The sequence below is a fragment of the Zunongwangia sp. genome (genome assembly GCF_048269745.1).
Taxonomy (GTDB): domain Bacteria; phylum Bacteroidota; class Bacteroidia; order Flavobacteriales; family Flavobacteriaceae; genus Zunongwangia.
In genome coordinates this window covers 136,611-161,383 of record NZ_JBLXIB010000010.1, presented here as the reverse complement: position 1 = coordinate 161,383, position 24,773 = coordinate 136,611, and the positions used below count along the sequence as shown (strand labels likewise).

Genomic DNA, 24,773 nt, shown 5'->3' with positions numbered 1-24,773 from the left:
TTTTTAAAGTACCCCACTTTAACACCGATTGCATCTGTGAATTGTGATAATCTACGATATCACTCAATTTTTTGTGATCTTCATCAAGTCCGCTGTAAGCAGCTTTAACGGCTTTGGCGCTAATAAGGTTATCTTTCTCTAATAAACGCTTGTGCGTCTCTAATAATTGGTAGTAAACCTGGTCTAAGTAACGGTTCATTTGTTTGATGCGTTCACTTGATCCTCGAAGCCTTCCTTTAGAAGAGTCCCATTCATTCACTGAAGTTTTACGTTGGAGGCTCATTTCGGCTGATTTACCGTTGACGGTAATACGGGCATAAATAGAAAGTTTCTCAGCATTTTTGCTGATCTTTCTGGTAAAGAATAATACGGAAAAGGTAGTAAACTCTGGCATAAGCTGGTTTTTTAATGAAACAAACATGACTATAGACGAAAATCAAATCAGCCGTTATGCACTCTTAAGGTAAGAAATAAATGAAGAAAAAGCATTCACCGAACAGAACCATAACCTTTGGTTTTAGATGGTATGCCCTAAAACAAAAAATCACCGAAAATGCTTGATTTTCAGTGATTTTACTAAAGTTTGATACTTAGTTCGTCGGGGTGGCAGGATTCGAACCTGCGACCTCCTGCTCCCAAAGCAGGCGCGATGACCGGGCTACGCTACACCCCGTATAGCAATCAAATGCGGGTGCAAATATAAACATACTTTTCAATTCACAATAAAAAAATATAACTTTTTTTATTCTTCACTTTTAGACTCTATTTTTCTTAGTATATTTAGAATTAATCAACACTCGATCTCTATGAGATTTTTACTTAAAATTAGTATACTTATTTGCATAATAGCTTGTAATGGTCAAAAAGAAAATTCTAAAAAAACAAAAGAGGTAATAAATATTGAAGATAATAGTAACGCCACCATAACATTACCAGAAATTTCTAGTAACCAAAATTTCAGTACTGAACTAATTATTAGCGATGTCTCTATTCCGTGGGGTATAACATTTTTACCCGATAACAGTATTTTGTATACTGAGAAAAAGGGAGAGTTTATTCATTTTAAAAATGGAAAAAAATACCACGTAACAGGTGTTCCTGAAGTTTATAATTCTGGGCAAGGTGGTCTTTTAGATATTACTCCTCACCCTAATTTCGAAAAAAACAATTGGATTTATTTCACTTATGCTTCTACAGCTGGAAATTCGGAAGGTGGGAATACAGCAATTGCTCGAGCTAAATTATTAAACAATTCACTTAGCAATCTAGAAGTTCTTTACAAAGCTTCTCCTAATACACAAAAAGGGCAACACTTTGGTTCCAGACTTGTTTTCGATGGTAACAATCATATTTATTTTAGTGCTGGAGAGCGTGGAGAAAGAACGGTAAACCCACAGGATATTACACGAGATAATGGTAAAGTTTATCGATTAAACGAAGATGGATCTATTCCTGCAGATAATCCTTTTGTAGATCAAGAAAACGCAAAAAAAGCAATTTATTCTTACGGGCATCGTAATCCTCAAGGAATGATTCTTAATACTGAAACAAACGAAATCTGGATACATGAACATGGACCAAAAGGAGGCGATGAAATTAATAATATTAAAGCAGGAGCTAATTATGGTTGGCCAGTTGTAACTTATGGTGAAAATTATGATGGCACCCCGATTACTTCCGAAAGATCGAAACCCGAATTCGAAGATCCACTTTACTACTGGTTACCGTCTATTGCTCCTAGCGGATTTGAGTATGCAACTTCAGACAAATATCCAGATTTAAAAGGCAACTTATTGGTAGGTTCTTTAAAATTTCAGTATTTAGAACTTCTAAAATTAGAAAAAAATAAAGTTGTAAAAAGAGAAAAATTACTAGAGGGTATTGGGCGAGTTAGAGATGTAGCTCAAGCTCCGGATGGTAATATTTATATAGCTGTAGAAGGAAAAGGTATTTTCAAATTAATCAAGAATAATAACTAATAAAACAACACTACACAATAATGAAAAAAATTCTGAGTATTGCTCTTATTTTAGGAGCGTTTGCCTGTAAAAACAATGAAAAAAACTCTCAAAATAAAACTCAAAAAAACTATACAACTACTTCAGAAGTGAAGTCTACAGGAAATACAGATCTAGATATTAGTATTGCTAAAGGCAAAAGTATTTATAATAAACTATGTGCTACTTGCCATTTACCAAGCGGTAAAGGTATTCCCGGAACTTATCCTCCTTTAGATGGTTCTAATTGGTTAACCGAAAAAAGAAAAGCTAGTATTAAAGCTGTAAAATTTGGATTACAAGGTCCTATTACCGTTAATGGAAAAGAGTACAATAATGTAATGACAAATATGGGACTAACTGATAAGCAAGTAGCTGATGCTCTTAATTATTCTATGAATAGCTGGAGTAACTCAAATACAGATATGATTACTCCCGAAGAAGTCGCCCAAATAGAAAAATAAGAATAATACCGATATTTTGGGGCAATTAGTTAAATTTGCCCCAAATTTTTTTGCAATGCTTATAATTGGAATTACCGGTGGAACCGGAAGTGGAAAAACCACCGTTGTTAATCAAATAATTGATGAATTAAAGAATGAAGAAGTAGACGTTATTTCGCAAGATTCTTACTATACCGATACTACACATCTTAGTTTTGAAGAACGAAAAAAAATAAACTTCGATCATCCAAAATCAATAGATTTTGATTTATTAGTAAGCCATCTTAAAGATTTAAAAGCAGGAAAAAATATTCAACAACCGGTTTATTCTTTTAAAGACCATAATCGAACAGGAGAATTTGTTGAAGTTCATCCACGTAAAGTAGTAATTGTAGAAGGTATTTTGATTTTAGCCCATCCGGATATTCGTGATATGTTCGACATTAAAATATATGTTCATGCCGATAGTGATGAACGCTTAATCCGACGTTTGAAACGAGATATTGCTGATCGAGGTCGAGATTTAGATGAAGTACTTTGGCGTTACCAAACTACCCTAAAACCTATGCATAATCAATTTATTGAACCTACTAAAGAGTTCGCTGATATTATTATCCCTACAAACCGATATAATACCGTAGCTGTAGACATTGTACAAACTATAATTAAAGACCGCTTAAGTTAATTTTGTATATTGATAAATATGAAATTGAAAAAACTCTCGCAAAAAAGATGGTTTCGAATACTTCGGAATAAATATGTACTGCTAAGCCTTATTTTTGCTGTATGGATGTTCTTTTTTGATAGTAACTCGTACTTTGTACATAGAGAGTTAAATGGCGAATTAGAAGAATTAGAAAATAATAAAGCTTATTTCGAAAAAGAAATCAATAAAGATGAAGCTATTATAAGCAAACTTGAAGATACTGTAGAATTAGAAAAATTTGCGCGCCAAAAATATTATATGAAGCGTCCTAACGAAGAAATTTATATTGTAGAATACGATACAATAGATTAATTCTCTACTTCTTTTTCCATTAAACTTATTTATTATGCATAAATCGTTCTTTAATGAATTTGACGAGATTTCTGCCAAGCAATGGAAACAGAAAATTCAGTTTGAATTAGAAGGGTCTCCTTATCAGGATTTAATTTTCAACTCCTTAGACGGAATCGATATTAAACCTTTTTACACCAAAGAAGACTATAAATCGGATATAGAGCTTAATACCTCAACCCGAAATTCGTTAATTTGCGATCAAATTTATGTAGTTTCAGAAGAAAAAAGCAATCAGCACGCTCAAGAAATAATTGCTGATGGAGCAGAAAGTATTTGGTTCATAATTAGTTCAGAATCTATAAATTTAGAGCTTCTTTTTAACGAATTACCTTCTGAACTACCTATTTTTTTAAAGTTTGAATTTCTTTCAGAAAAAATAAGTTTATCACTAGAAAAACTAAAAAATCGCTTTAAAAATATCCATTTACAAATCGATAATATTGGACACTTAGCCCGCTATGGTAATTGGCATACTTCGCTACAAAATGATTTTTCTGTTCTAAAAAAATTACTCGAAAATTCTGCTAATTTCAATACATGTTTAGCTGTAGATAGTACATTATATCAAAATGCAGGAGCTACTATTCCGCAGCAACTGGCCTATACCCTAGCCCATGCTAACGAATATTTTAATTTTATAGATCAAAATCTTTCTAAAGATCAAGCAAAATCTATACAGATTCAGGTTTTAATTGCCTCAGGATCTAATTTTTTCTTTGAAATTGCTAAAATTAAAACTTTACGCCGATTATTTTCTAGCTTGGCAACAATATATAATTTCAAAAAAGAAATAGTTATTCTAGCTCAACCTAGCAAACGGAACAAGACTTTATATGCTTCTAATTTCAATTTATTACGATGTGCTACAGAAAATATGAGTGCCATTATTGGGGGGTGCGATGCTATTTACAATATACCATTCGATAGTATTTACCGAAAAAGTAACAAAACCAGTAAACAAATTGCTCGTAAACAACTTCAGCTATTAAAAGCAAACTTGAATGATGCTAAAAATGCTTCAAACGGAGCTTATTATATTGAAAATATAACAGAACAACTTGCTGAAAAATCACTTCGAATTTTTACGAGTATTGAAAAAAGCGGCGGATTTTTAGTACAATTAAAAGCTGGAAGTATTCAGAAAAAAATACAAGAGTCGGCTGCTATTGAACAAACTAAATTCGACAATAAAGAGCTAACTATATTAGGCGGAAATGTAGCTATTCCGAATAATGAGAGTTTAAAAAATGACATTCAATTATATCCTTTTTTAAAAAAGAATCCTAGAAAAACATTATTGGCTCCTATTTTAGAACGGCGTTTAAGTGAAAAGTTAGAACAAAACCGCTTACAAAAAGAAAAACTGTAACTACTGAAAGTTTATGAAAAATCGTAAAAATCTAAAGGATTTACAGTCCGTTTATTCTCAAAAAAATTCCGATTCGCTTATTTCCGAACATGATTTTGACTTTGCAGCTGGTTTCCCTCCTTTTTTGCGAGGAGCTAATGTTACTCCTACCCAAACAAAATCTATCCAACGCTTTACGCTTAAATTTATAGAAGTTGAAGCGCAACAATTAGAGCTGACACTAAATATTACTACTAAAAAAAGAATTCAGATTCGATCAGTTTCAGAATTTATAGAAACTATAGAAAAATTACCTTCTAGCTCTGTAATTCAACTAAAATATAGCAAATACAGCGTATTACTTTTAGCTATTTGCGGTGTTGTTTCAGAAAATTTGAAGCGTCGAAAAATTTCTATAGAGTTGCATTTTAATAGTCTTCAATATTATTTAGAAGAAAAAAAGCAAGCTTCAACTATTCAAAAAAAGCTTGCTATACTCGAAAATTCCGATTTTTATAAGACATCGGTAGCTATTGTTTTTTCTGAAAAAGGAATGAAAAAACATCAACTTTCGGTTGAAGATTGTTTAGTTGTTAATTTATATTCAGCTTCTAAATGTATTCAGCAAAATAGAAATTTAATTCCAAAATTAGAATTAGAATCAACTTCAAATTATTTTCTGGAAATTGCTAAGGTACGAGCGGCAAGAGCACTATGGAGTAAGCTCTTATTAAAACTAAATTTACCGCTTAGTGCAACAGCATTACATATACTTTCTACCGAAACAAATATAACAAACGGTAAAAATATAACTAAAAAAATAACGCAATCCGTTTTAAATGCAAGTGCTAGTTTTGTTAACGAAACACAAGCACTTGAGCTTACAAAAAACACAAAAATAACCGCAGAAAATATATTTAAGTATTTAGAAGAAGAAACACTTATAAATAAAACTACCGACCCATGGGCCGGCAGTTTTTATGTGGAACAACTTACTCAAAAAATTATCGAGAAAGCTTGGAATACTATTTCTGAAATTGAAAATGGAATAATCCCCGATTCTTTAAAAGAATTAAACCACGTTGAAAGCCTAAAAAATCAATTGGTTACCGAAGAAGATTTCGATTATTCTATCATTAAATTTGATACTGAAAAAACAGGAAATGCTCCGAACAATTCAAATAAAGATAAACTTCAAAAAAGTAACCTAAATTTTGCTAATTCTAATTCTATTTTAGATTCTGCCATAAAAGCAATTTCAACCGGAAGTTCTATAAACGATATAAAAAATTCGCTTGAAAAGATAATTCTTAATTAAGTATACCGAAAGAATTACTATAGGTATTAATTCTAAAGTTTCCAAAAAGCACACTTGCTCCATTATCGGACTGTAAAGGACTGCTTATAAAGAAATGCTTAAATTTCTGCCCCCTAAACAATTCGCTATCGGCAATCTTTGTATCGTCTAAATAAACTTGTACTCTATCGCCATCTACTGCAATAGCTACGTGCATTTTTTGGTTGGCATATATTGCTAAATCAAAGTTTCCTGATCTATATAAATCTCGCACCCTACTTGATACAACAAAATCGTTATCATTCATATACTGTAATTCTGTATACCAAATATTGTTGTTACTTGAAATCCATCTACTTAAACTATTATCTTTACTAAAACCAAAATACAGGGATGATAAGTCATCTACTTTTTCGGCAGCAACTATCAAATCAAACTCTACAGTAAACCGATCTGGATAATTAATAGTGCGCTTGAGTTTATAGCTAGTACGCTCACTCATATTTAGCCATTTTCCAGGAAATCTACTTATTTTTACGATAGAGCCTGATCCGGTAGTTTTCCATTGTTTAGACATACTACCGGTAGGTAGATGGTTAAAATTAGTGGTATAAACTAATGAATCTCCGGGCATAAAAGCATTACTTTTTTCAATTTGAATTCGGTTAGAATTATTAGAACTATTATCCTCTATAATTCCATTATTTTTAGAGTTTTTATTTAGTTGTTTATCTACCGCTTTTTCAGCTTCTTTTTCAATCTTATTTTTTAATTTTTTAAATATTTGAGCTTGCGTTGAAGGTACGCTTACCAACATTACAACTCCAAAAATTAGTAGTTGATATAAAAATTTCATAGGTTTATTTTTCAAGTTAGTTTATAGTTACAAATTTAATATGACTAATAGCAGTTTGTAAACTTAGCTATCCATTTTTAGCAATTGCAGTTGTTCTGTTAGAATTCAACAAGAATCAGCTAGAATTTATTAAAAAAATCTAATAAAACGGTTCGTTTTGCAATAGATACCGGTATATCTTCTTCAGAGGTTAACACTAAATTATTTATCTTTTTTTGAAATTTCTTAATGTAGTTTGTATTCACTAAATGAGATTGGTGTACACGTATAAAACCAGAAAAAGATAATTGGTTTTCAATTTTCTTTAAAGATTGCGATACTAATATAGAATCTCCAGAGTAACGATAAATAGTAGTATAATTGTTATGCGCTTCAGCCCGAATAATATCAGCAACATTCACCACATAAATATCTTCCTGTGTTTTTAAAACAATTTTACGTTTTTGTGGTTCTTGCTGATTATATAGTAAAGTTTCTAGCTGGAGTTTATATGAATCTTCTTCCCAACGCTGCAAAACTTTTTGAATACTTTCAATTAATTGATTTGGGGTAAAAGGTTTTAAAATAAAATCTAACGCACTAAATTGAAAAGCTGCAACGGCATATTTAGAAAAAGCAGTTATAAAAACTACTTTGAATGAATGGGTATTTTCTGTATAAATTTCTTTTAAAAAATCAATAGAATTACCATCGGGAAGATTTACATCTAACAATAAAATTTTAGGTTCAAATTTTCTAAATTTTTCAGTAGCAACCTTTAAATTTTCAGCTTTTAAAAGTGTTAATTCAGGGAAGTTATCACTCAAAATTTTCTCCATCATTAGTGCAGACGAAACTTCATCTTCAACAATTAGCGTTTTCATTTGTTCATATTTTAAGCAACTCGGTAAGGCATATAAATTACAATATGTGTACCTGGAGAGTTCTTAGTTTTATCAGCTTCTAACACTTGTAGTTTTATTTTACGAGAATGCGTTTTATTATATTCTAAAACGCGTTCATCTAAAATAGCACTACCCATAGAATTGTGCAATCGCTGCTGATTTATTTTTTTTGTATGCTCAATTCCTTTCCCATTATCAATAATTTCAGCTATAATTTGTTGATTGGTTACATCTTGTTTAAAAATCAACTGTATCTCTCCGTTAGCATGATCATTTACACCATGTAAAACAGCATTTTCTACAAATGGCTGTACTAACATAACAGGAATTTGCAATTCAGAACTATCGGTTTCGGTATTTATTGTAAAGAAATATTGAAATTTATTAGAAACTGCACTTTGCTGTAAATACAGGTAATTTTTCAGCATTTCTATTTCTTCTGATAACGAAATAAATTCTTTGTTAGAGGTTTCTAAAACTAATCGAATTAACCGACTAAAATTAGCTAAGTAATCCATCGAATTTTCTTTTTCATTATTGAAAATATAAAATTGAATTTGCTGTAATGCATTAAATAAAAAGTGCGGATTTAACTGAACCTGCAAAAGCTGCTGCTTTAGTTTGGATTTTGCTAATTTTTGTTTGACTTGCTGATTTTTGAAATACAAAAAACCAATGATAATTAACAAGCCTAATAAGATTATTCCGCCGATAATTAATTGCTCAAATTCACGTTTTTTATGTGCATTTTCAGCTTGTAATAATTCTATTTTCTTTTTGTTTTTTTCAGTTTCATATGCTGTTTGAATAGTTGCAATTTTTTCACGGTATTGCTTAGCATCAATACTATCTTTTACTCTATCGTATTGCTGAGAAAATGCTAAAGCTTCTTTATAATTTAAGGCTCCTTTATAGGCATTCATTAAGTTAAAAAGCAAGCGTTCTTTTTCTTGTAAAGAGGCTTTAGGTAATGCCTTTTTATAGGCGTTAATACCTTCTTTTATATTTCCTAACTGTACTAACGCATAGCCATAATTATTATAAGTAATTACAGAAACAGGCATTTGTAACTGTTCCCTAATCTGTAAACTTTTCTCGGCATTTAACTTGGACGATAGCCATTTCTTTTGTTCTATATAATAATTACTCAAATTGGTATAAACGACAGCCTGAATATCTTTTCGGTTCAGCTTCTTGGCTAATTTCAAACTTTTTTGATAGGTTGATAAAGCTTTTGGATTATCAGTTTCTATATAAAGGCCGGCTAAATTTATATATACTTTTAGAGCAAAGATATTTTCAGTAGTAATTTGATTAAGTGCTTTTTTAAGATAGTCCTCAGCTTTCTTAAAATTTTTAAGTTTAGAATGTACTACACCTATCCCGGTATAAATTTCCTGTAAATTTTGTTGATTTTGGCTATTTGTAAAAGTTTCTGCATGTATATAATTTCCCAGAGCTCGATCAAACTTAGACTGCACTAGTTCAGATTTTGCTAAACCAATATATGCTGCTGCTAATTGCGAACTATCTTTAGTAGATTTTATTTCTAATTGATAGAATTCCGCGGCTTTTTCAAACTGACCTATTCTCAATAAGCTATCTGCTTTTTCTATTTCTTCGGATTGAGCTTGAAGCTGGGAAAAATGAAAAAGTAAAACGACTATTGATATAAAAAAGAATAATTTATGCGAATTCTGAAACTTTACAACCATCTGTTAAATTAAAAACACCTACAAAATTATCATTTTTAATTGCAGGAATCATTCTTTTAAGAAGATACTAAACATAAATTTTTATCCTTATATTTAATTTAAATAGAAATTTATGGATTATACTAAAAAAATGTTGCGTGATGATGCTCTAAAAGGTAAAACCATAGTAGTTACTGGTGGTGGTAGCGGACTTGGAAAATCCATGTCTACCTACTTCTTAGAACTAGGAGCTAATGTAGCTATTTCATCCAGAAATTTAGAGAAATTGGAAACTACCGCAAAAGAATTAGAAAAATTGACTGGTGGAAAATGTTTACCGGTACAATGTGATGTAAGAAACTACGAAGAAGTAGAAAAAATGTTAGCGGTTGTTCTCGAAGAATTTGGGGAAGTTGATATATTACTAAATAATGCCGCTGGAAATTTTATTTCTCCTACCGAGCGCCTTTCCGCAAATGCTTTTGATACTATAATTGATATTGTTTTAAAAGGAAGTAAAAACTGTACACTCGCATTTGGAAAACATTGGATCAACAAGAAAAGAGAAAATAAAACAATCCTAAACATTGTAACCACTTATGCTTGGACAGGTTCAGCTTATGTAGTTCCCAGTGCTACAGCTAAAGCAGGCGTATTAGCTATGACGCGATCTTTAGCTGTTGAATGGGCTAAATACGGAATTCGATGCAATGCAATTGCTCCAGGCCCCTTCCCTACCAAAGGAGCTTGGGATAGATTATTACCGGGCGATTTAAAAGATAAATTTGATCTTGCTAAAAAAGTACCCTTAGATCGAGTTGGCAATCATCAAGAATTAGCGAATTTAGCTGCTTATTTAATTTCCGATTTTTCAGCATATATAAATGGAGAAGTAATAACCATAGATGGCGGTGAATGGCTTAAAGGCGCCGGGCAGTTTAACATTTTAGAAGCTTTACCTAATGAAGTATGGGATCAGTTAGAAAATCAATTAAAAAGGAAAAAAAAGGAATAATAATTTCAATTATAAAAAGTTATTAATAGGCTGTTAACAAAACAATTTTCTAAAGCTAGAATAAATTGTATTTTTACTTTTCAAAAATCGATATCATTTAATGGGGAAAATAATTGCTGTTGCTAACCAAAAAGGAGGTGTAGGGAAAACCACTACATCAGTTAACCTAGCTGCTTCTCTAGGAGTATTAGAAAAAAAGGTACTGCTTATTGATGCCGATCCACAAGCAAATGCCACATCTGGTTTAGGAATAGATGTGGAAGAAATAGAATTAGGCACCTATCAGTTACTTGAACATTCTATAGCTCCAGAAAAAGCGATTATAAAAACCAGTTCCCCAAATTTAGACCTAATACCAGCTCATATAGATTTAGTGGCTATTGAAATTGAATTGGTAGATCAGGAACAAAGAGAATCAATGCTTCGTAAAGCGATAACTCAATTCAAAAACGATTATGATTACATTCTTATAGATTGTGCTCCTTCTTTAGGATTGCTTACGCTAAATGCATTAACGGCATCCGATTCGGTAATTATTCCTATTCAATGTGAATATTTCGCCTTAGAAGGTTTAGGCAAGTTATTAAACACAATAAAAAGTGTTCAAAAAATACATAATAATAAATTAGATATCGAAGGGCTTTTACTTACTATGTACGATAGCCGTTTACGTTTATCTAACCAAGTAGTCGAGGAAGTTCAAAAACATTTTAATGAAATGGTTTTTGATACAATCATTCAAAGAAATGTTCGTTTAAGTGAAGCACCTAGTTACGGAGAAAGTATAATAAATTACGATGCTTCTAGCAAAGGGGCTACAAATTACTTAAGTTTGGCGCACGAAATTATCAAGAAAAATAGTTAGAAGATGGCGAAGGCAACGAGAAAGCAAGCACTTGGAAGAGGACTTTCTGCTCTTTTAAAAGATCCGCAAAACGATATAAATTCAGCTGAAGATGAAAATGCTAATAAATTAGTTGGCCATATTGTTGAATTAGAATTATCTTCTATTGAAGAAAATCCATTCCAACCTCGAACTAATTTCAATGAAGAATCTTTACAAGAACTAGGAAGTTCGATAAAAGAACTAGGTGTTATTCAACCTATTACCGTTCGAAAATTAGACTTTAACAAATATCAATTAGTTTCTGGAGAACGTCGTTATCGTGCATCGAAACTTATTGGCCTTTCTACAATTCCGTCTTATATAAGAATTGCAAACGATCAGGAAAGTCTTGAAATGGCTTTGGTAGAAAACATCCAACGTCAAGATTTAGATCCTATCGAAATTGCATTATCATACGAACGCTTAATTGATGAAATTAAATTAACTCAAGAGCAGTTAAGTGATCGTGTAGGTAAAAATCGTTCTACAATTGCCAATTACCTTCGTTTATTAAAGCTAGATCCAATTATCCAAACAGGAATGCGAGATGGCTTTTTAAGCATGGGGCATGGTCGAGCTTTAATTAATATAGACGACACTCAAAAACAACTAGATATTTACGAGAAAATTCTTGAAAAATCTTTATCTGTACGAGATACAGAAAGTTTAGTAAAAGAATTTAAAAACGGAGGTCAGAAAAAAAAGGCTCCCAAAACTCCAACATTACCGGTTAATTATCGAAAAGGAATAAAAGAATTTACAGATTATTTAAACGCTAAAGTTGAAGTAAAAGTTCAGAAAAATGGAAAAGGAAAACTAACAATTCCTTTTTCTTCCGAAGAAGATTTTAATCGAATAAAAATGTTGATTCAGGGTGACAATTAATCAGTTATTAGCTAGTATTTGCTTTCTTATTATTACTACTGTCTGCCATGCGCAAAAAGATACAATATCGAATAATCTTGCCATGGTTAACGACTCTAAAGTAGAAGTAAAGAAAGATTATAAACCATACAATGCGCTAGCACCGGCAAAAGCAGCATTTTACTCTGCTATATTACCAGGGTTAGGCCAAATTTATAACGGAAGTATCTGGAAGGTACCTTTTGTATACGCCGGTATCGGTATCCCTCTCTATATATATTTAGATAACGATAAAAAATACGATAGATATCGTACCGCTTATAAGCAACGATTAGCCGGAAAAGAAGATGAGTTTGCCGGAAAATTCTCTACAGAATCCTTACGAAGAGCCCAAAAAGTTTACCAAGACAATAAGGAAATGTCGTTACTATTCCTTATTGGTTTTTATGCACTGAATATTGTAGATGCTAATGTAGATGCGCATTTGCAGCAATTTAATGTAAGTAAAGACCTTAGCTTACGGCCGAAATATAAAATGGATAATTTCACTGGAAAATCAAATTTTGGACTTTCACTAAATTTCAAATTCTAAATTTAAACATGAGAATAGCATTATTAGGTTACGGAAGAATGGGAAAAACAATTGAAGAAATTGCTTTAACACGCCACCATGAAATCGTAATTACCATCGATAAACATATTGAAAATTATGAACTTGAAAAGATGGATATCGATGTAGCTATCGATTTTAGTGTTCCCGATGCTGCTTTTAAAAACATTACCTCGTGTTTTAAAGCCGGAATCCCTGTAGTTTCTGGAACTACAGGATGGTTAGATAAATATAATGATGCGGTTGCTAGTTGTAATGAAAATAAAACGGCTTTTTTATATGCTTCAAACTTTTCATTAGGAGTTAATATCTTTTTCGAGCTTAATAAAAAACTAGCAGACATGATGAAGAATCTGGATAGCTATTCAGTAGAAATTGAAGAAATTCATCATACTAAAAAATTAGATGCACCTAGCGGAACTGCTATTACGCTTGCAGAACAAATTATTGAACGTAATGAATCTAAAAAAGGCTGGAAGTTAGAAAAAGCTGCTGGAAACGAAATTCCTATCTATGCTAAACGAATTGAAGATGTACCGGGTACACATACAGTAAGTTATCGTTCTGAAATAGACGATATCGAAATTATGCATACGGCAAAATCTAGACAAGGTTTTGCAAAAGGTGCAGTTATTGCTGCTGAATGGCTCCATAATAAAGAAGGCGTTTTTTCTATGAAAGATGTGCTTTCAAGTTTATTTTAATACAAATTACAAATCTATGGCTTAGGCTAAAATATTTATAAGACTATGACATTTACTGAATGGTTCATTTTTTTCTTAGTAGTACAGGTAATTCATTTTGCCGGAACTTGGAAGTTATATAAAAAAGCAGGGCGCCAAGCTTGGGAAGCATTAGTTCCTGTTTACAATGCGGTAATTTTAATGAAAATTATTAACCGCCCTTGGTGGTGGGTTATTTTACTATTTATACCAATTGTAAACCTAATTATGTTCCCTGTAATTTGGGTTGAAACGTTACGAAGCTTCGGAAAAAAAAGTACTACAGATACTTGGCTAGCTATCTTAACTTTAGGATTTTATATTTATTATATAAATTACGCACAGGATGTTTCTCATATAAAAGAGCGTAGTTTAAAGCCAGCCACAACTGTTGGGGAATGGGTGAATTCTATTTTATTCGCTGTTATTGCTGCAACTATAGTTCACACCTATTTTATGCAACCTTTTACTATCCCTACTTCTTCTTTAGAAAAAACATTGCTAGTAGGCGATTTCCTATTTGTAAGCAAAATGCATTATGGTGCTCGATTACCACAAACTGCAATTGCTTTCCCTATGGTTCACGATACTATTCCTCTTTTAGGAATTAAATCGTATACTACAAAACCACAAATTCCGTATATGCGACTACCTGGTTTTGAAGATATTGAAAAAAATGATATTGTAGTTTTTAATTGGCCGGTAGATACTGTAAATGCTTTCCATCAATATGGAGATGGAAAATATCATTACAAGCCCATAGATAAAAAATCAAATTACGTTAAACGTGCAGTTGCTACTCCTGGAGATTCATTAAAAATTGTAGAGGGGCAAATATATATTAATGGTAAAAAATTAGCATTTCCGGAACGTGCAAATCCACAATTTTCATACAAAGGAAAAACAAACGGACAGCCATTAAGTGCGGAATACATGTACAAAATGTACGATGTTACTGATGGCTTTAGTTACGACCCTAATACCAATGAATTCTATATACCAGCTCTTTCTAAAGGGGCTGTAACTCGTCTAAAAAATAATCCATACATCGAATCTCTAGAACGTATTATTTATCCGAAAGATTATAAAATGACGAATATGTTTCCTAACGATGGAAACAAACGTTATAATGTAGATTTCTTCGGCCCAATTTATATTCCTAAAAAAGGGAAAACAGTTAAAATTGATGCCAAAAGTTTGCCTTTTTATAAACGAATTATAGAAGTTTATGAAGGAAAAGAAATGGGTGTTACTAATAAAATTACTAAAAATGGCACTCAAATTTTATTAAATGGTCAACCTATAAACAGTTATACCTTTAAGCAGGATTACTATTGGATGATGGGTGATAACCGACATAATAGTGAAGATAGCCGAGTTTGGGGATATGTTCCTTTTAATCATGTAGTGGGAAAACCTGTATTTATTTGGTTTAGTAAAGATAAATTTGCAGCTAAATTTTTAGATAGTATTCGTTGGGATAGAATTTTCACAACAGTATCCGGAAAAGGAACTCCTGTTTCTTATTTACCATATGCACTTATTATTCTAGTAATTGTAGTAGGATGGAACTTCTTTAAAAAACGTCAAAATAAAAAGTCCTAGATAAAAAATGAGAGAGAAAGTATTAACACACCCTGTGTATTTTGGGCCTATAAGCTTATATGCTACTCTTTTAAAATTCGATACGTTTGTTTTTGAAAATGATGATAATTTTCAAAAACAAACATATCGCAATAGGATATATATTTACGATGCAAATGGTCCACTTTTATTAAATATTCCTATAAAACATAAATCTAGCTTAAGTAACGTAAAACCCGAAGGAAAGCAGAAATATAGAGATGTTTTTATAGATAATTCATTCGAATGGCAAAAGCAACATTGGCGTGCATTAAAAGCTTCTTACCAAACTTCACCATTTTTCGAATTTTATGAGGATGAGTTAAAACCTTTATACGAAAAAAAGTTTGAGAATTTAATAACTTTCAATTATGAATGTCTAAATTTTATTGCTGAAGCTCTAGAAATTGACTGGGACATTGAAAAGACTTCAGAATATATTGCAGTGCCGAAAGATGCTTTTGATGCTCGGAAATTGGTTTTTTCAAAAAAAAGGCTAGCGCCAAAATTTGACGCAGAACGTTACGCTCAGGTTTTCGAAACAAAACATGGCTTTATTAATAATCTAAGTATTTTAGATCTTTTATTTAATTGTGGCCCTCAAACTTTAGCATATTTAGAGGCGCAACAATTACCTATTTTTGAAGTTTCTGAATAACTTATAATCTATCCTTAAAGTTATTTTCAGTAATAAAAAAGTATAAGTAGTATCTTGTTCTTTATAAGAATCGAGCCTATAAAAGCTCGTTAATTATTTATATGAAACAAATATCTACAGTACTAGTTGTATTTCTAATAACTCTTGTAAATCCACTATTAGCGCAAAAATCTTTCGATATTCCTAATAGTAAAATTACAGAACGTTTTATCGAAAACTTACCTAATAAGTTAGGAGCACTTAATTTAAAAGACCTAAGAACTTCTCTAAATTCTATAACTATTAGAATTTGGAAGAATAATGAAGTCTTTACTATTAATCATAACGATTCTACTTTTTTAGATTATAAACTCTATATTAAAAATAATGAACTTTTAGTAAGGTCTTTTAAGTTCTCTGAAGCTATTTCGCAACCCTTATTAAATAAACTAATAGATGCAAAGATTACAGATTTAGAAAATGATAATTTTAGAGGCATCGACGGGAGTTTTATTTATATAGAGACCTCAACTAAAAAAAAGTACAAAATTGTTAGTTTCTGGTCTCCGAGCTCAGAAAGAAGTGCAGATAATAAAACACTTATTCAAATTCTTAAAATGCTTAATCAAGCAATCGATTCTAAGCATTTAAAACATCACTATTTAAATTCATTATCTCCAGGAAATTACACATGGGGAACTAGCACTATCCGAATTGATTCTTTTTTAGATGAAAAAATACACAAAACAAATTTCTATAATAAGGCTGAAACTAAAATTAGAAATAAATTAAAAATTACAGATTCCACTAAGCATTGGGAGTATCCAGTGGTTTTTATAAATAATTCTATAGCTAAAATTTCAAATTTAAACTTATACAACAATGAAGATGTTACTAAGTTTAAAATTATACCGCCAGATATGGGTTCTGTTTTATATGGCAATATGGGAAGGAATGGAGTTATTGTAGTTGATGCAAAGTGAAAAATCAGTATTCATAAAATATAACTGACTCCTAAATTCATTTAAATTTTAATAACATAATTATTTATTGCATAAACAGTACACCAGATTACTTAATATTTAGAAAATTAATCTTGTATAAAATAGCTTATTTTTAGTTCATCAATTAAAAATTATCAATCAATATTACCATGATTCAAAATTCTTCTCTTAAACTTTTTATTTGCATGATACTAATCTCGTTGATATCTGCCTGTAAAAATGATGTGAAAATTGCAAAAAATGAATCGAAAATAGCTTCAGATACCATTAATTTCAATTGGCTAAAACTAAAACAAGATGGTTTTACGATAAATCATGGTGCTATCTTAATTCCAGTAAGAATTGAAGGTATCGATAAAACCTTCAATATGCAGCTCGACCTTGGCATAAATCATAATGTGATTTTTGGGGATAGTCTAAAAGTTATTACTTCAGCATATCCTCAGCTCAAAAGCAATATTCAACATCGTGAGGATTACGATATATTTTATTCCAAATTAAAATTCAGCAACAATAAATCTGCTAATGGAGATAGTTTATTTGTTCTAAAAAATCATGGTGAAAATGGAGATTTTGAAGATTTAGATATTATTGGAACTCTAGGCGCAAACGAAATTAAAGATAAAATTTTAATAATCGATTTTAGTACGCAACAACTTGTAATTACCAATAAATTAGAAAATTGGGAAGAAAAAAGCTTTAGTTTTACTCCGCTTAGTTTTAAAAACAATCAAATTTATATAGATCTTATAGCTGCCGGAAAGAAAAATGCTTTTATATATACTGCACAAGCCAATTTATTCCCTTTAACTACAGTTGATCGTTTTTTATTTAACAAGCTAACCACAAAAAATAACGAAATTAAGAAACTGAAATCGTGGAATGAAGAAATCAAAGTTATTGGTGGCAATATTACAACTGCGGTCAAAATAGCCGATGTAAATCTTCCTATTAATAACAAAAATGCCTTTTTTATTAATGCTGAAAATGCTACTAAATCTTTAAATACTGAACATATACAGGGCGTTTTGGGAAATGATTTTTTTATAAACAATACCATTGTAATCGATTTGGTTAATAATCGATTTGGAATAAAGTAATTTCACTTTAAATTCTTAGTATTTATAAAAAGTAGTACATAAATTAAAATCTAACTTTTAAAATAATTCCTATGAATAAGCTATTATACTTGCTTTTGCATATCTATTAATTTCTAATAATGGTGAAATAGAAATAACTACAGACCCTATAGGTATACCTCCAGAAAATACATCAAAAACTTTTGTCTATAAAATAGTTATGAAATTGAAAATCTGAATTTAGATGGTAATCGGAATATTGATGAAAATGACCTTCTTTTAGATCTATGGAGTTTATGCGAAAATCCTTTTTTTGACGAGATAATATTAAAAAAAGATTCCATCTTATTTAATATTGAAATATTCTTACAAATTCGAAGTAAAGAACGATAACTTATTTATTGAAATTAATGATCAGGATATTTTTATCGGAAAAGTTATAGATGAAAATAAAGAATTAATTATTTATAAAAAATACCTTTCCTATCTTGTTGTATTAGACAAAGAAAATTATACGTTCACGACTGAAAGGAGCAGTGATCTAGGATTTTATGAAGAAAAAGATATATACCCAAGAATTATAAATTCATCAGCAGATTTAAAAGAAGATGAGGAGTTTATTTTATGGAGTACTATTTCTTATAGGTCTATGCTTAAAACTAATTCCCCCGAATAATAAACTATAGATTAATTAATATTTATAATAGCATAAAAAAACCCCATTATCATTACGATACGGGGCTTTTTAGCGGAGAAAGAGGGATTCGAACCCCCGGAGGTGTGACCCTCAACAGTTTTCAAGACTGCCGCATTCGACCACTCTGCCATTTCTCCTTGAGCGTCTCATCAGCTATTCGCTGATTGCGGGTGCAAATATACAAAGCTTTTTATCTTCTCAAAAGAAAAAATAAATAAAATTTTGAACTTATTTATAATATATTGATTTTCAACAAAATTAATTTTCTATTTTATTACCTCAAATAAATATTGCATTTTTAAAAGCACGTAAATATTCAAAATAGCTTTTAATTCATTCCTATGACCCGATTTTTAGTTATCGCTATAGCACTTACAAGTTTATTAAGTTGTAGAAAAATAAATAGTCAATCTCAAGTTGACTTATTACAATATGCTGAAACAATTACTGCCTCAGAACTTAAAGAGAAAGTGTCAATTTTTGCTAGTGATAAATTTGAAGGAAGAGAATCCGGAGAAACTGGACAAAAAAAAGCTGCTGAATATTTAAAGAATCAATATCAGTCGCTTCAAATAAAAGGTCCTTTAAAAGGAAGCAATTACTTTCAAGAAGTCCCATCAAGTTATTTTTTAGGGTCCTCAAAAAAATCAGAAAATGTAGTCGCATTTATCCAAGGATCAGAAAATCCTGAAGAAGTTGTAGTTATTTCTTCTCATTACGATCATTTAGGTGTAGATGAAAAGGGTAATATATTTAATGGTGCTGATGATGATGCTTCTGGAACGATGGCTGTTATTGAAATTGCTGAAGCTTTTGCTGAAGCTGTAAAAGATGGGAATACTCCAAAACGCAGTATCTTATTTTTAAATAATACCGGAGAAGAAAAAGGACTCGTTGGTTCAAGATATTACACCGATAATCCTATTTTTCCTCTTGAAAACACGGTTGCTAATTTAAATATAGACATGATTGGTAGGATAGATAAACAACATCAAAATAACCAAAATTATTTATATTTAATTGGTAGTGACAAACTCAGTACCGAGCTCCATGAATTAAGTGAAAAAATTAATACCAAATACGTACAATTAGAATTGGATTATACATATAATGATGAGAACGATCCTAATCGGTTTTATTATCGTAGCGACCATTACAATTTTGCAAAAAACGACATCCCTATTATTTTCTATTTTAATGGCACTCATCCCGATTACCATAAAACTACAGATACTGCTGAAAAGTTAGATTATCAATTATTAGCTAAACGGACAAAACTTATATTTTTAACAGCCTGGGAAATAGCAAATCGAGAAAATAGATTAAAAGTCAATAATTTATCAAAATTCAATTAACTTTTATTTTTTAAAAGTGGTACAAATCGAAATTCTCCATAAGTTGTTTTATCAAATTCAGTAGGCGATTTTCTTAAAAATTCAGTCATAATCTGTACATCTTTTCCTAGCGGTATTACCAATTTTCCGCCTACTTTTAATTGTCCTAATAAACTTTTAGGAAGACTAGGCGCCCCGGCAGTAACAATAATTTTATCGAATGGAGCATATTCTGGCAAACCTTTATACCCATCGCCAAAACTTAAATATTTAGGCCTATAACCCAAATCATCTAAAAACTTCTTTGTTTTTTTGTACAATTCATGTTGGCGTTCAATACTATACACGCGCGCTCCCAACTCGCATAAAACGGCTGTTTGGTAACCACTCCCCGTCCCTACTTCAAGCACATGCTCTCCTGGTGTTATTGCTAATAATTCAGATTGAAATGCGACTGTATAAGGTTGCGATATGGTTTGGCTTGCAGCAATCGGAAAAGCTTTGTCTTGGTAAGCATGATCTTCAAAACTACTATCCATGAATAAATGCCGAGGAATTTTACCGATAGCTTGTAATACACGTCTATCTTTAATTCCTTTCTCCCTAATGGTTTTCACTAACTGTTGGCGTTTTCCTTGCTGCCTGTAACTATCTTTATACAATGATTAAAAGCTTTTTTTGAGGTTAAAAATAGGGAAAGTATTCCCTTTTGCATAAAAAAACTAAATAGGATATTCGTATAAAACTAGATTACTTTAGAATCAAAATAGTATTTTTGAAAAAAATAAAATCCTATGCTTACAGTTGGGGTACTAGGTGCCGGGCACCTAGGTAAAATCCATTTAAAATTACTAAATCAGTCTTCTAAATATCAACTTGTCGGATTTTACGATCCAGACACTAAAAACGCTGCAAAAGTTAGCGAAGAATTTGGCTATAAAGCCTACGATAATTTAGAAGATCTTATAAATGATGTAGATGTGGTAGATGTGGTTACGCCTACTATGGCCCATTTCGAAGTAGCTAAAAAAGTTATTACTGCCAAAAAGCATTTGTTTATAGAAAAACCTATTACTAATACTTACGAAGAAGCTCAAATATTAATTAAGCTTGCTGAAGAAAATAATGTAAAAGGACAAGTAGGTCATGTAGAACGGTTTAATCCTGCTTTTCAGGCAGTAACCTCTCGTATCGAAAATCCTATGTTTATTGAAGCGCATCGTTTGGCTGAATTTAATCCTAGAGGTACCGATGTCCCTGTTGTGTTAGATTTAATGATACATGATATCGATGCTATTTTAAGTGTTGTAAAATCTGAAGTAAAAAGCATTAATGCTAGTGGTGTTTCTGTAATTAGCGACACTCCGGATATTGCCAATGCTCGTATTGAATTTGAAAATGGCTGTGTGGCAAACCTTACTGCTAGCCGAATTTCGATGAAAAACATGCGAAAATCAAGATTTTTCCAGCGAGATGCTTATATTTCAGTAAATTTCTTAGAAAAGAAATGTGAAGTGGTGAAAATGAAAGATGCACCAGAAGAGCCTGAAGAATTCGCTATGGTGTTGCAAAATGCAGAAGGAGTAAAAAAACAGATTTATTTTGATAATCCTTCCGTTGCGCTTAACAATGCTATTTTAGATGAATTAGAAACTTTTGCTGATGCTATCGAAAATAATACTACGCCAATTGTAACCTTACAACAAGGAGCGAAAGCTTTACAAGTGGCAAAACAAATTATTGCGAATTTCTAACTAAATTTTTATAGAATGAGGACAGTTGCTGTAATTGGCGCGGGTACAATGGGAATCGGAATTGCACATACGTTTGCCCAATCTGGATTTCGGGTACAATTAATAGATGTTTCTAAAGAACAACTCGAAAACGGACTACATACTATTACGGCAAATTTGGACCGAATGGTTTCGAAAGAAAAAATTTCGGATTCCGACAAAGAAAATACGCTAGCTAATATCAGTAATTTTATAGATATACCTACGGGTATTAAAAATGCAGATTTAGTTATTGAAGCGGCAACCGAAAATGAAGCTGTTAAGCTGAAAATTTTTAAACAGCTTAACGATCATTGTTCTTCTCAAACTATTTTGGCTAGTAATACATCTTCCATTTCTATTACTAAAATTGCTTCAGTTGTTGAAAATCCAGAACGAGTTATCGGAATGCATTTTATGAATCCGGTCCCTATTATGAAGTTAGTAGAAATCATAAAAGGATACAACACCTCTACCGAGGTTACCAATAGTATTACAAAACTAGCGGAAAAACTAGGAAAAATTCCGGTAACAGCAACCGATTATCCTGGTTTTGTAGCGAACCGAATTTTAATGCCAATGATTAATGAAGCTATCGAAACGCTTTACAATAGCGTAGCTGGGGTTTCAGAAATCGATTCGGTTATGAAGTTAGGCATGGCACACCCAATGGGCCCTTTACAACTAGCCGATTTTATTGGGTTAGATGTTTGCTTATCAATTTTAGAGGTACTATATAATGGGTTCAAAAACCAAAAATATGCACCTTGCCCGTTATTAGTTAACATGGTTCAGGCTGGTAAACTAGGCTTAAAATCTGGTGAAGGATTTTATAATTATTCTGAAAGTAAAAAAGCAGAATATGTTTCCTCACAATTCCTGTAAATTTGCATACAAAATTGTAAAAAGTAATAATTGAAATTTTTTAATTTCAATTATTACTTTTTTAATGTTTCAATAAAAATAATCTTTTTTGGTCCAAATAATTCCATTTAAAGCAGTACGTCCTCAACGTGCACGAGCCGGTTTAGTAGCTTCTCGCCCTTATGGTGAATACAACGAAGATGAAATGAAAGCTCGCCTAGAATATAATCCTTATTCATTTCTTCATATTTTAAATCCTGGTTATAAGTTTAAGCATACCTTAAATGGAACAGATAAGTTTCAACTAATAAAAAACCGGTATTTAGAATTTAAAGAGGAAGACACATTTATTCAAGATACTTCTCCCTGTTTATATGTCTATAAAATTGAAAGTCGAGATTTAACTTGTTGCGGAATTATTGCCGCTGCCAGTGCCGAAGATTATAAAAATGGTATCATAAAAAAGCATGAAGAAACTATAGAGAGTCGTGAAATTCTATTTAAAGATTATGTAAAAACAATCGGTTTTAATACAGAACCCGTATTACTTACCTATGAAAATACACCGGAAATTCAGCAATTTTTAAATAAAATAATGCAGGAAATTCCGGAATATGAATTTGCTACACGACAGCGAGAAACTCATTTTCTATGGAAAGTAGAAAAGCCTGAAAACATTCAAAAAATTCAGCAGTATTTTAAAAATTTAAATTCTATTTATATAGCCGATGGTCACCATCGTTGTGCTGCCTCTGCATTACTTTCCGAAGAAAATGCTCAAAAAAATGATTTACACACCGGTAAAGAATCTTACAATCACTTTTTAAGCTACCTAATTCCTGAAGATGATCTAAAAATCTACGAATTCTCTCGGTTAATTACCGATTTAAACGGCTATTCTAAAGAGGAATTCTTAATGTTGTTAGATGAACATTTCCGCATTGAAAACATGCATCTTCAACTCCATATTCCTTCTGAAAAACATCATTTCAGCATGTATTTAGATGGAGAGTTTTATTATTTATGGCTACGCAAAACTAGTTCTAACTTCGATAATTGTCTTAGTGAATTAGATAGTCAAATTTTATTTGAGCGTATTCTAGAACCTATTTTAGGAATACATGACCTTAGAAACGACAAACGGATTAATTACATACCCGGAAAACGAGATATTTTACAACTAAAAGCGCTTATAGATTCTGGAGAATTTGCAGTCGGTTTTGGAATGAAACCAATTTCGATTACTGAGATTAAAAAAATTGCTGATCAAAATTTTGCGATGCCTCCTAAAAGTACTTATATAGAACCAAAATTAAGAAGTGGGCTTACCATATATGAGTTTTAATAAAGATGCTCTCTATTACGTGGATTAATTAGTATCTTGCATATAGTTTAAAAATTCAATTATTGAAATGGGTACAATTGCTGAAAATATAAAAAATTATACAGACGAACTTCCAGAGGGAGTAGATCTTATAGCCATCAGTAAAACTAAACCTATCGAAGCACTTAAAGAGGCTTACGATGCCGGACAACGAATTTTTGGGGAAAATAAGGTTCAGGAAATGACCGATAAATGGGAGCAACTTCCTAAAGATATTAAATGGCATATGGTTGGGCATGTTCAACGTAATAAGGTAAAATACATGGCTCCGTATGTAGATCTTATACATGCTGTAGATAGTTTAAAACTTCTTAAAGAGATAAATAAACAAGGTGAAAAAAAGGATCGGATAATACGATGTTTACTCCAAGTTAAAATAGCAGAAGAAGATTCTAAATTTGGCCTTACAGCTGCGGAAGCTGAAGAAATTCTAGAATCTGAAACATACCGAGAATTTAAAAATGTAGCTGTTGTTGGTTTAATGGGAATGGCGACTAATACCGAAGATACTTCTAAAGTAAACAAGGAATTCGATTTTTTAGCTTCAGTACTAAAAAACCTACAAATTAAATACCCTGTTTTAAAAGAACTTTCTATGGGGATGAGTGGTGATTATAAAATTGCCATAGAAAACAATTCTACCATGGTGAGAATTGGAAGTGCAATATTTGGAGAAAGAAATTATAATTAATTTAGAAGAATA

The 24,773-nt window shown here is 31.5% G+C and carries 26 protein-coding genes and 2 tRNA genes; 21 read left to right on the top strand and 7 right to left on the bottom strand.

The window, feature by feature from the left end; genetic code table 11:
- Both ACN0WI_RS12545 and ACN0WI_RS12540 read right to left on the bottom strand, forming a co-directional pair.
- Nucleotides 1-394, bottom strand: a 394-nt coding sequence (locus ACN0WI_RS12545; RefSeq protein WP_417887282.1) for an Arm DNA-binding domain-containing protein, incomplete at its 3' end; no start/stop codon positions are given.
- Between the two features lie 204 nt (nucleotides 395-598).
- Nucleotides 599-673 (bottom strand) — tRNA-Pro (locus ACN0WI_RS12540).
- A gap of 133 nt (nucleotides 674-806) precedes the next feature.
- Between ACN0WI_RS12540 and ACN0WI_RS12535 the strand changes: the two genes are divergently transcribed.
- From ACN0WI_RS12535 to ACN0WI_RS12510, 6 genes are read left to right on the top strand one after another with little or no spacing between them, the layout of a single operon-like run.
- Nucleotides 807-1,979 carry a PQQ-dependent sugar dehydrogenase gene (locus tag ACN0WI_RS12535; RefSeq protein ID WP_417887280.1) on the top strand — a complete coding sequence of 391 codons (1,173 nt, stop codon included), beginning with the start codon at nucleotides 807-809 and terminating at the stop codon, nucleotides 1,977-1,979.
- Between the two features lie 20 nt (nucleotides 1,980-1,999).
- Nucleotides 2,000-2,461, top strand: a complete 462-nt coding sequence (locus ACN0WI_RS12530; protein ID WP_417887279.1) for a c-type cytochrome — start codon at nucleotides 2,000-2,002, stop codon at nucleotides 2,459-2,461.
- Between the two features lie 55 nt (nucleotides 2,462-2,516).
- Nucleotides 2,517-3,125 (top strand): uridine kinase, encoded by a 609-nt coding sequence (gene udk, locus ACN0WI_RS12525; RefSeq protein WP_417887278.1) that lies wholly within the window; start codon nucleotides 2,517-2,519, stop codon nucleotides 3,123-3,125.
- 18 nt (nucleotides 3,126-3,143) lie between these two features.
- A complete protein-coding gene (locus tag ACN0WI_RS12520; protein WP_417887277.1) occupies nucleotides 3,144-3,458 on the top strand; it encodes an FtsB family cell division protein in 315 nt (104 codons plus the stop codon).
- Nucleotides 3,459-3,492: 34 nt separating this feature from the next.
- Nucleotides 3,493-4,869: a methylmalonyl-CoA mutase family protein gene (locus ACN0WI_RS12515; RefSeq protein WP_417887276.1), complete on the top strand. Its 1,377-nt coding sequence runs from the start codon at nucleotides 3,493-3,495 to the stop codon at nucleotides 4,867-4,869.
- Between the two features lie 13 nt (nucleotides 4,870-4,882).
- Nucleotides 4,883-6,166 carry a methylmalonyl-CoA mutase family protein gene (locus tag ACN0WI_RS12510; protein ID WP_417887275.1) on the top strand — a complete coding sequence of 428 codons (1,284 nt, stop codon included), beginning with the start codon at nucleotides 4,883-4,885 and terminating at the stop codon, nucleotides 6,164-6,166.
- On the opposite strand, the gene ACN0WI_RS12505 is transcribed toward ACN0WI_RS12510, so the two are convergent.
- The 3 genes from ACN0WI_RS12505 to ACN0WI_RS12495 all read right to left on the bottom strand — a co-directional run bounded on the left by ACN0WI_RS12505 (nucleotide 6,159) and on the right by ACN0WI_RS12495 (nucleotide 9,600).
- Nucleotides 6,159-7,001, bottom strand: a complete 843-nt coding sequence (locus ACN0WI_RS12505) for a hypothetical protein (protein ID WP_417887274.1) — start codon at nucleotides 6,999-7,001, stop codon at nucleotides 6,159-6,161. The genes ACN0WI_RS12510 and ACN0WI_RS12505 overlap by 8 nt on opposite strands.
- A 119-nt stretch (nucleotides 7,002-7,120) precedes the next feature.
- Entirely contained in the window at nucleotides 7,121-7,864 is a 744-nt protein-coding gene (locus ACN0WI_RS12500) for a LytR/AlgR family response regulator transcription factor (RefSeq protein ID WP_417887272.1), read from the bottom strand.
- Between the two features lie 11 nt (nucleotides 7,865-7,875).
- Nucleotides 7,876-9,600 carry a histidine kinase gene (locus tag ACN0WI_RS12495; protein WP_417887270.1) on the bottom strand — a complete coding sequence of 575 codons (1,725 nt, stop codon included), beginning with the start codon at nucleotides 9,598-9,600 and terminating at the stop codon, nucleotides 7,876-7,878.
- Between the two features lie 112 nt (nucleotides 9,601-9,712).
- On the opposite strand from ACN0WI_RS12495, the gene ACN0WI_RS12490 reads away from it, so the two are divergent.
- The 10 genes from ACN0WI_RS12490 (at nucleotide 9,713) to ACN0WI_RS12445 (ending at nucleotide 18,695) form a co-directional block, all read left to right on the top strand.
- On the top strand, nucleotides 9,713-10,594 hold the full coding sequence (locus ACN0WI_RS12490; RefSeq protein WP_417887269.1) for an SDR family oxidoreductase: 882 nt from the start codon (nucleotides 9,713-9,715) through the stop codon (nucleotides 10,592-10,594).
- A gap of 100 nt (nucleotides 10,595-10,694) precedes the next feature.
- Nucleotides 10,695-11,459: a ParA family protein gene (locus ACN0WI_RS12485; RefSeq protein ID WP_417887268.1), complete on the top strand. Its 765-nt coding sequence runs from the start codon at nucleotides 10,695-10,697 to the stop codon at nucleotides 11,457-11,459.
- Nucleotides 11,460-11,462: 3 nt separating this feature from the next.
- Nucleotides 11,463-12,365 (top strand): ParB/RepB/Spo0J family partition protein, encoded by a 903-nt coding sequence (locus ACN0WI_RS12480; protein WP_417887267.1) that lies wholly within the window; start codon nucleotides 11,463-11,465, stop codon nucleotides 12,363-12,365.
- Nucleotides 12,355-12,936, top strand: coding sequence for a DUF5683 domain-containing protein (locus ACN0WI_RS12475; protein ID WP_417887266.1), 582 nt, complete (start codon nucleotides 12,355-12,357; stop codon nucleotides 12,934-12,936). The genes ACN0WI_RS12480 and ACN0WI_RS12475 overlap by 11 nt, the downstream gene beginning before the upstream one ends.
- Before the next feature lie 8 nt (nucleotides 12,937-12,944).
- On the top strand, nucleotides 12,945-13,658 hold the full coding sequence (gene dapB / locus ACN0WI_RS12470; protein WP_417887264.1) for a 4-hydroxy-tetrahydrodipicolinate reductase: 714 nt from the start codon (nucleotides 12,945-12,947) through the stop codon (nucleotides 13,656-13,658).
- Between the two features lie 45 nt (nucleotides 13,659-13,703).
- Nucleotides 13,704-15,281 carry a signal peptidase I gene (gene lepB, locus ACN0WI_RS12465; RefSeq protein WP_417887263.1) on the top strand — a complete coding sequence of 526 codons (1,578 nt, stop codon included), beginning with the start codon at nucleotides 13,704-13,706 and terminating at the stop codon, nucleotides 15,279-15,281.
- A gap of 7 nt (nucleotides 15,282-15,288) precedes the next feature.
- Nucleotides 15,289-15,957, top strand: coding sequence for a WbqC family protein (locus tag ACN0WI_RS12460; protein ID WP_417887261.1), 669 nt, complete (start codon nucleotides 15,289-15,291; stop codon nucleotides 15,955-15,957).
- A 101-nt stretch (nucleotides 15,958-16,058) separates the two neighbouring features.
- A complete protein-coding gene (locus ACN0WI_RS12455; RefSeq protein ID WP_417887259.1) occupies nucleotides 16,059-16,919 on the top strand; it encodes a hypothetical protein in 861 nt (286 codons plus the stop codon).
- A 206-nt stretch (nucleotides 16,920-17,125) separates the two neighbouring features.
- Nucleotides 17,126-18,040 (top strand): hypothetical protein, encoded by a 915-nt coding sequence (locus ACN0WI_RS12450; RefSeq protein WP_417887258.1) that lies wholly within the window; start codon nucleotides 17,126-17,128, stop codon nucleotides 18,038-18,040.
- Between the two features lie 334 nt (nucleotides 18,041-18,374).
- Nucleotides 18,375-18,695, top strand: coding sequence for a hypothetical protein (locus ACN0WI_RS12445; protein ID WP_417887257.1), 321 nt, complete (start codon nucleotides 18,375-18,377; stop codon nucleotides 18,693-18,695).
- Nucleotides 18,696-18,768: 73 nt separating this feature from the next.
- On the opposite strand, the gene ACN0WI_RS12440 is transcribed toward ACN0WI_RS12445, so the two are convergent.
- Nucleotides 18,769-18,853: transfer RNA gene (locus ACN0WI_RS12440), tRNA-Ser, on the bottom strand.
- A 204-nt stretch (nucleotides 18,854-19,057) separates the two neighbouring features.
- Here ACN0WI_RS12440 and ACN0WI_RS12435 point away from each other — a divergent pair.
- The gene (locus tag ACN0WI_RS12435) at nucleotides 19,058-20,071 is read left to right on the top strand and encodes a M28 family metallopeptidase (RefSeq protein WP_417887256.1); all 1,014 of its coding nucleotides are present in this window, start codon (nucleotides 19,058-19,060) and stop codon (nucleotides 20,069-20,071) included.
- On the opposite strand, the gene ACN0WI_RS12430 is transcribed toward ACN0WI_RS12435, so the two are convergent.
- On the bottom strand, nucleotides 20,068-20,712 hold the full coding sequence (locus ACN0WI_RS12430; protein ID WP_417887255.1) for a protein-L-isoaspartate(D-aspartate) O-methyltransferase: 645 nt from the start codon (nucleotides 20,710-20,712) through the stop codon (nucleotides 20,068-20,070). The two genes, ACN0WI_RS12435 and ACN0WI_RS12430, sit on opposite strands and share 4 nt — an antisense overlap.
- A 132-nt stretch (nucleotides 20,713-20,844) precedes the next feature.
- On the opposite strand from ACN0WI_RS12430, the gene ACN0WI_RS12425 reads away from it, so the two are divergent.
- The 4 genes from ACN0WI_RS12425 to ACN0WI_RS12410 all read left to right on the top strand — a co-directional run bounded on the left by ACN0WI_RS12425 (nucleotide 20,845) and on the right by ACN0WI_RS12410 (nucleotide 24,761).
- Nucleotides 20,845-21,804: a Gfo/Idh/MocA family protein gene (locus ACN0WI_RS12425; protein WP_417887253.1), complete on the top strand. Its 960-nt coding sequence runs from the start codon at nucleotides 20,845-20,847 to the stop codon at nucleotides 21,802-21,804.
- A gap of 15 nt (nucleotides 21,805-21,819) precedes the next feature.
- Nucleotides 21,820-22,707, top strand: coding sequence for a 3-hydroxyacyl-CoA dehydrogenase family protein (locus tag ACN0WI_RS12420; RefSeq protein ID WP_417887252.1), 888 nt, complete (start codon nucleotides 21,820-21,822; stop codon nucleotides 22,705-22,707).
- Between the two features lie 88 nt (nucleotides 22,708-22,795).
- Nucleotides 22,796-24,031, top strand: a complete 1,236-nt coding sequence (locus ACN0WI_RS12415) for a DUF1015 domain-containing protein (RefSeq protein ID WP_417887251.1) — start codon at nucleotides 22,796-22,798, stop codon at nucleotides 24,029-24,031.
- Nucleotides 24,032-24,098: 67 nt separating this feature from the next.
- The gene (locus ACN0WI_RS12410; RefSeq protein WP_417887250.1) at nucleotides 24,099-24,761 is read left to right on the top strand and encodes a YggS family pyridoxal phosphate-dependent enzyme; all 663 of its coding nucleotides are present in this window, start codon (nucleotides 24,099-24,101) and stop codon (nucleotides 24,759-24,761) included.
- The last annotated feature ends 12 nt before the right edge of the window (nucleotides 24,762-24,773 follow it).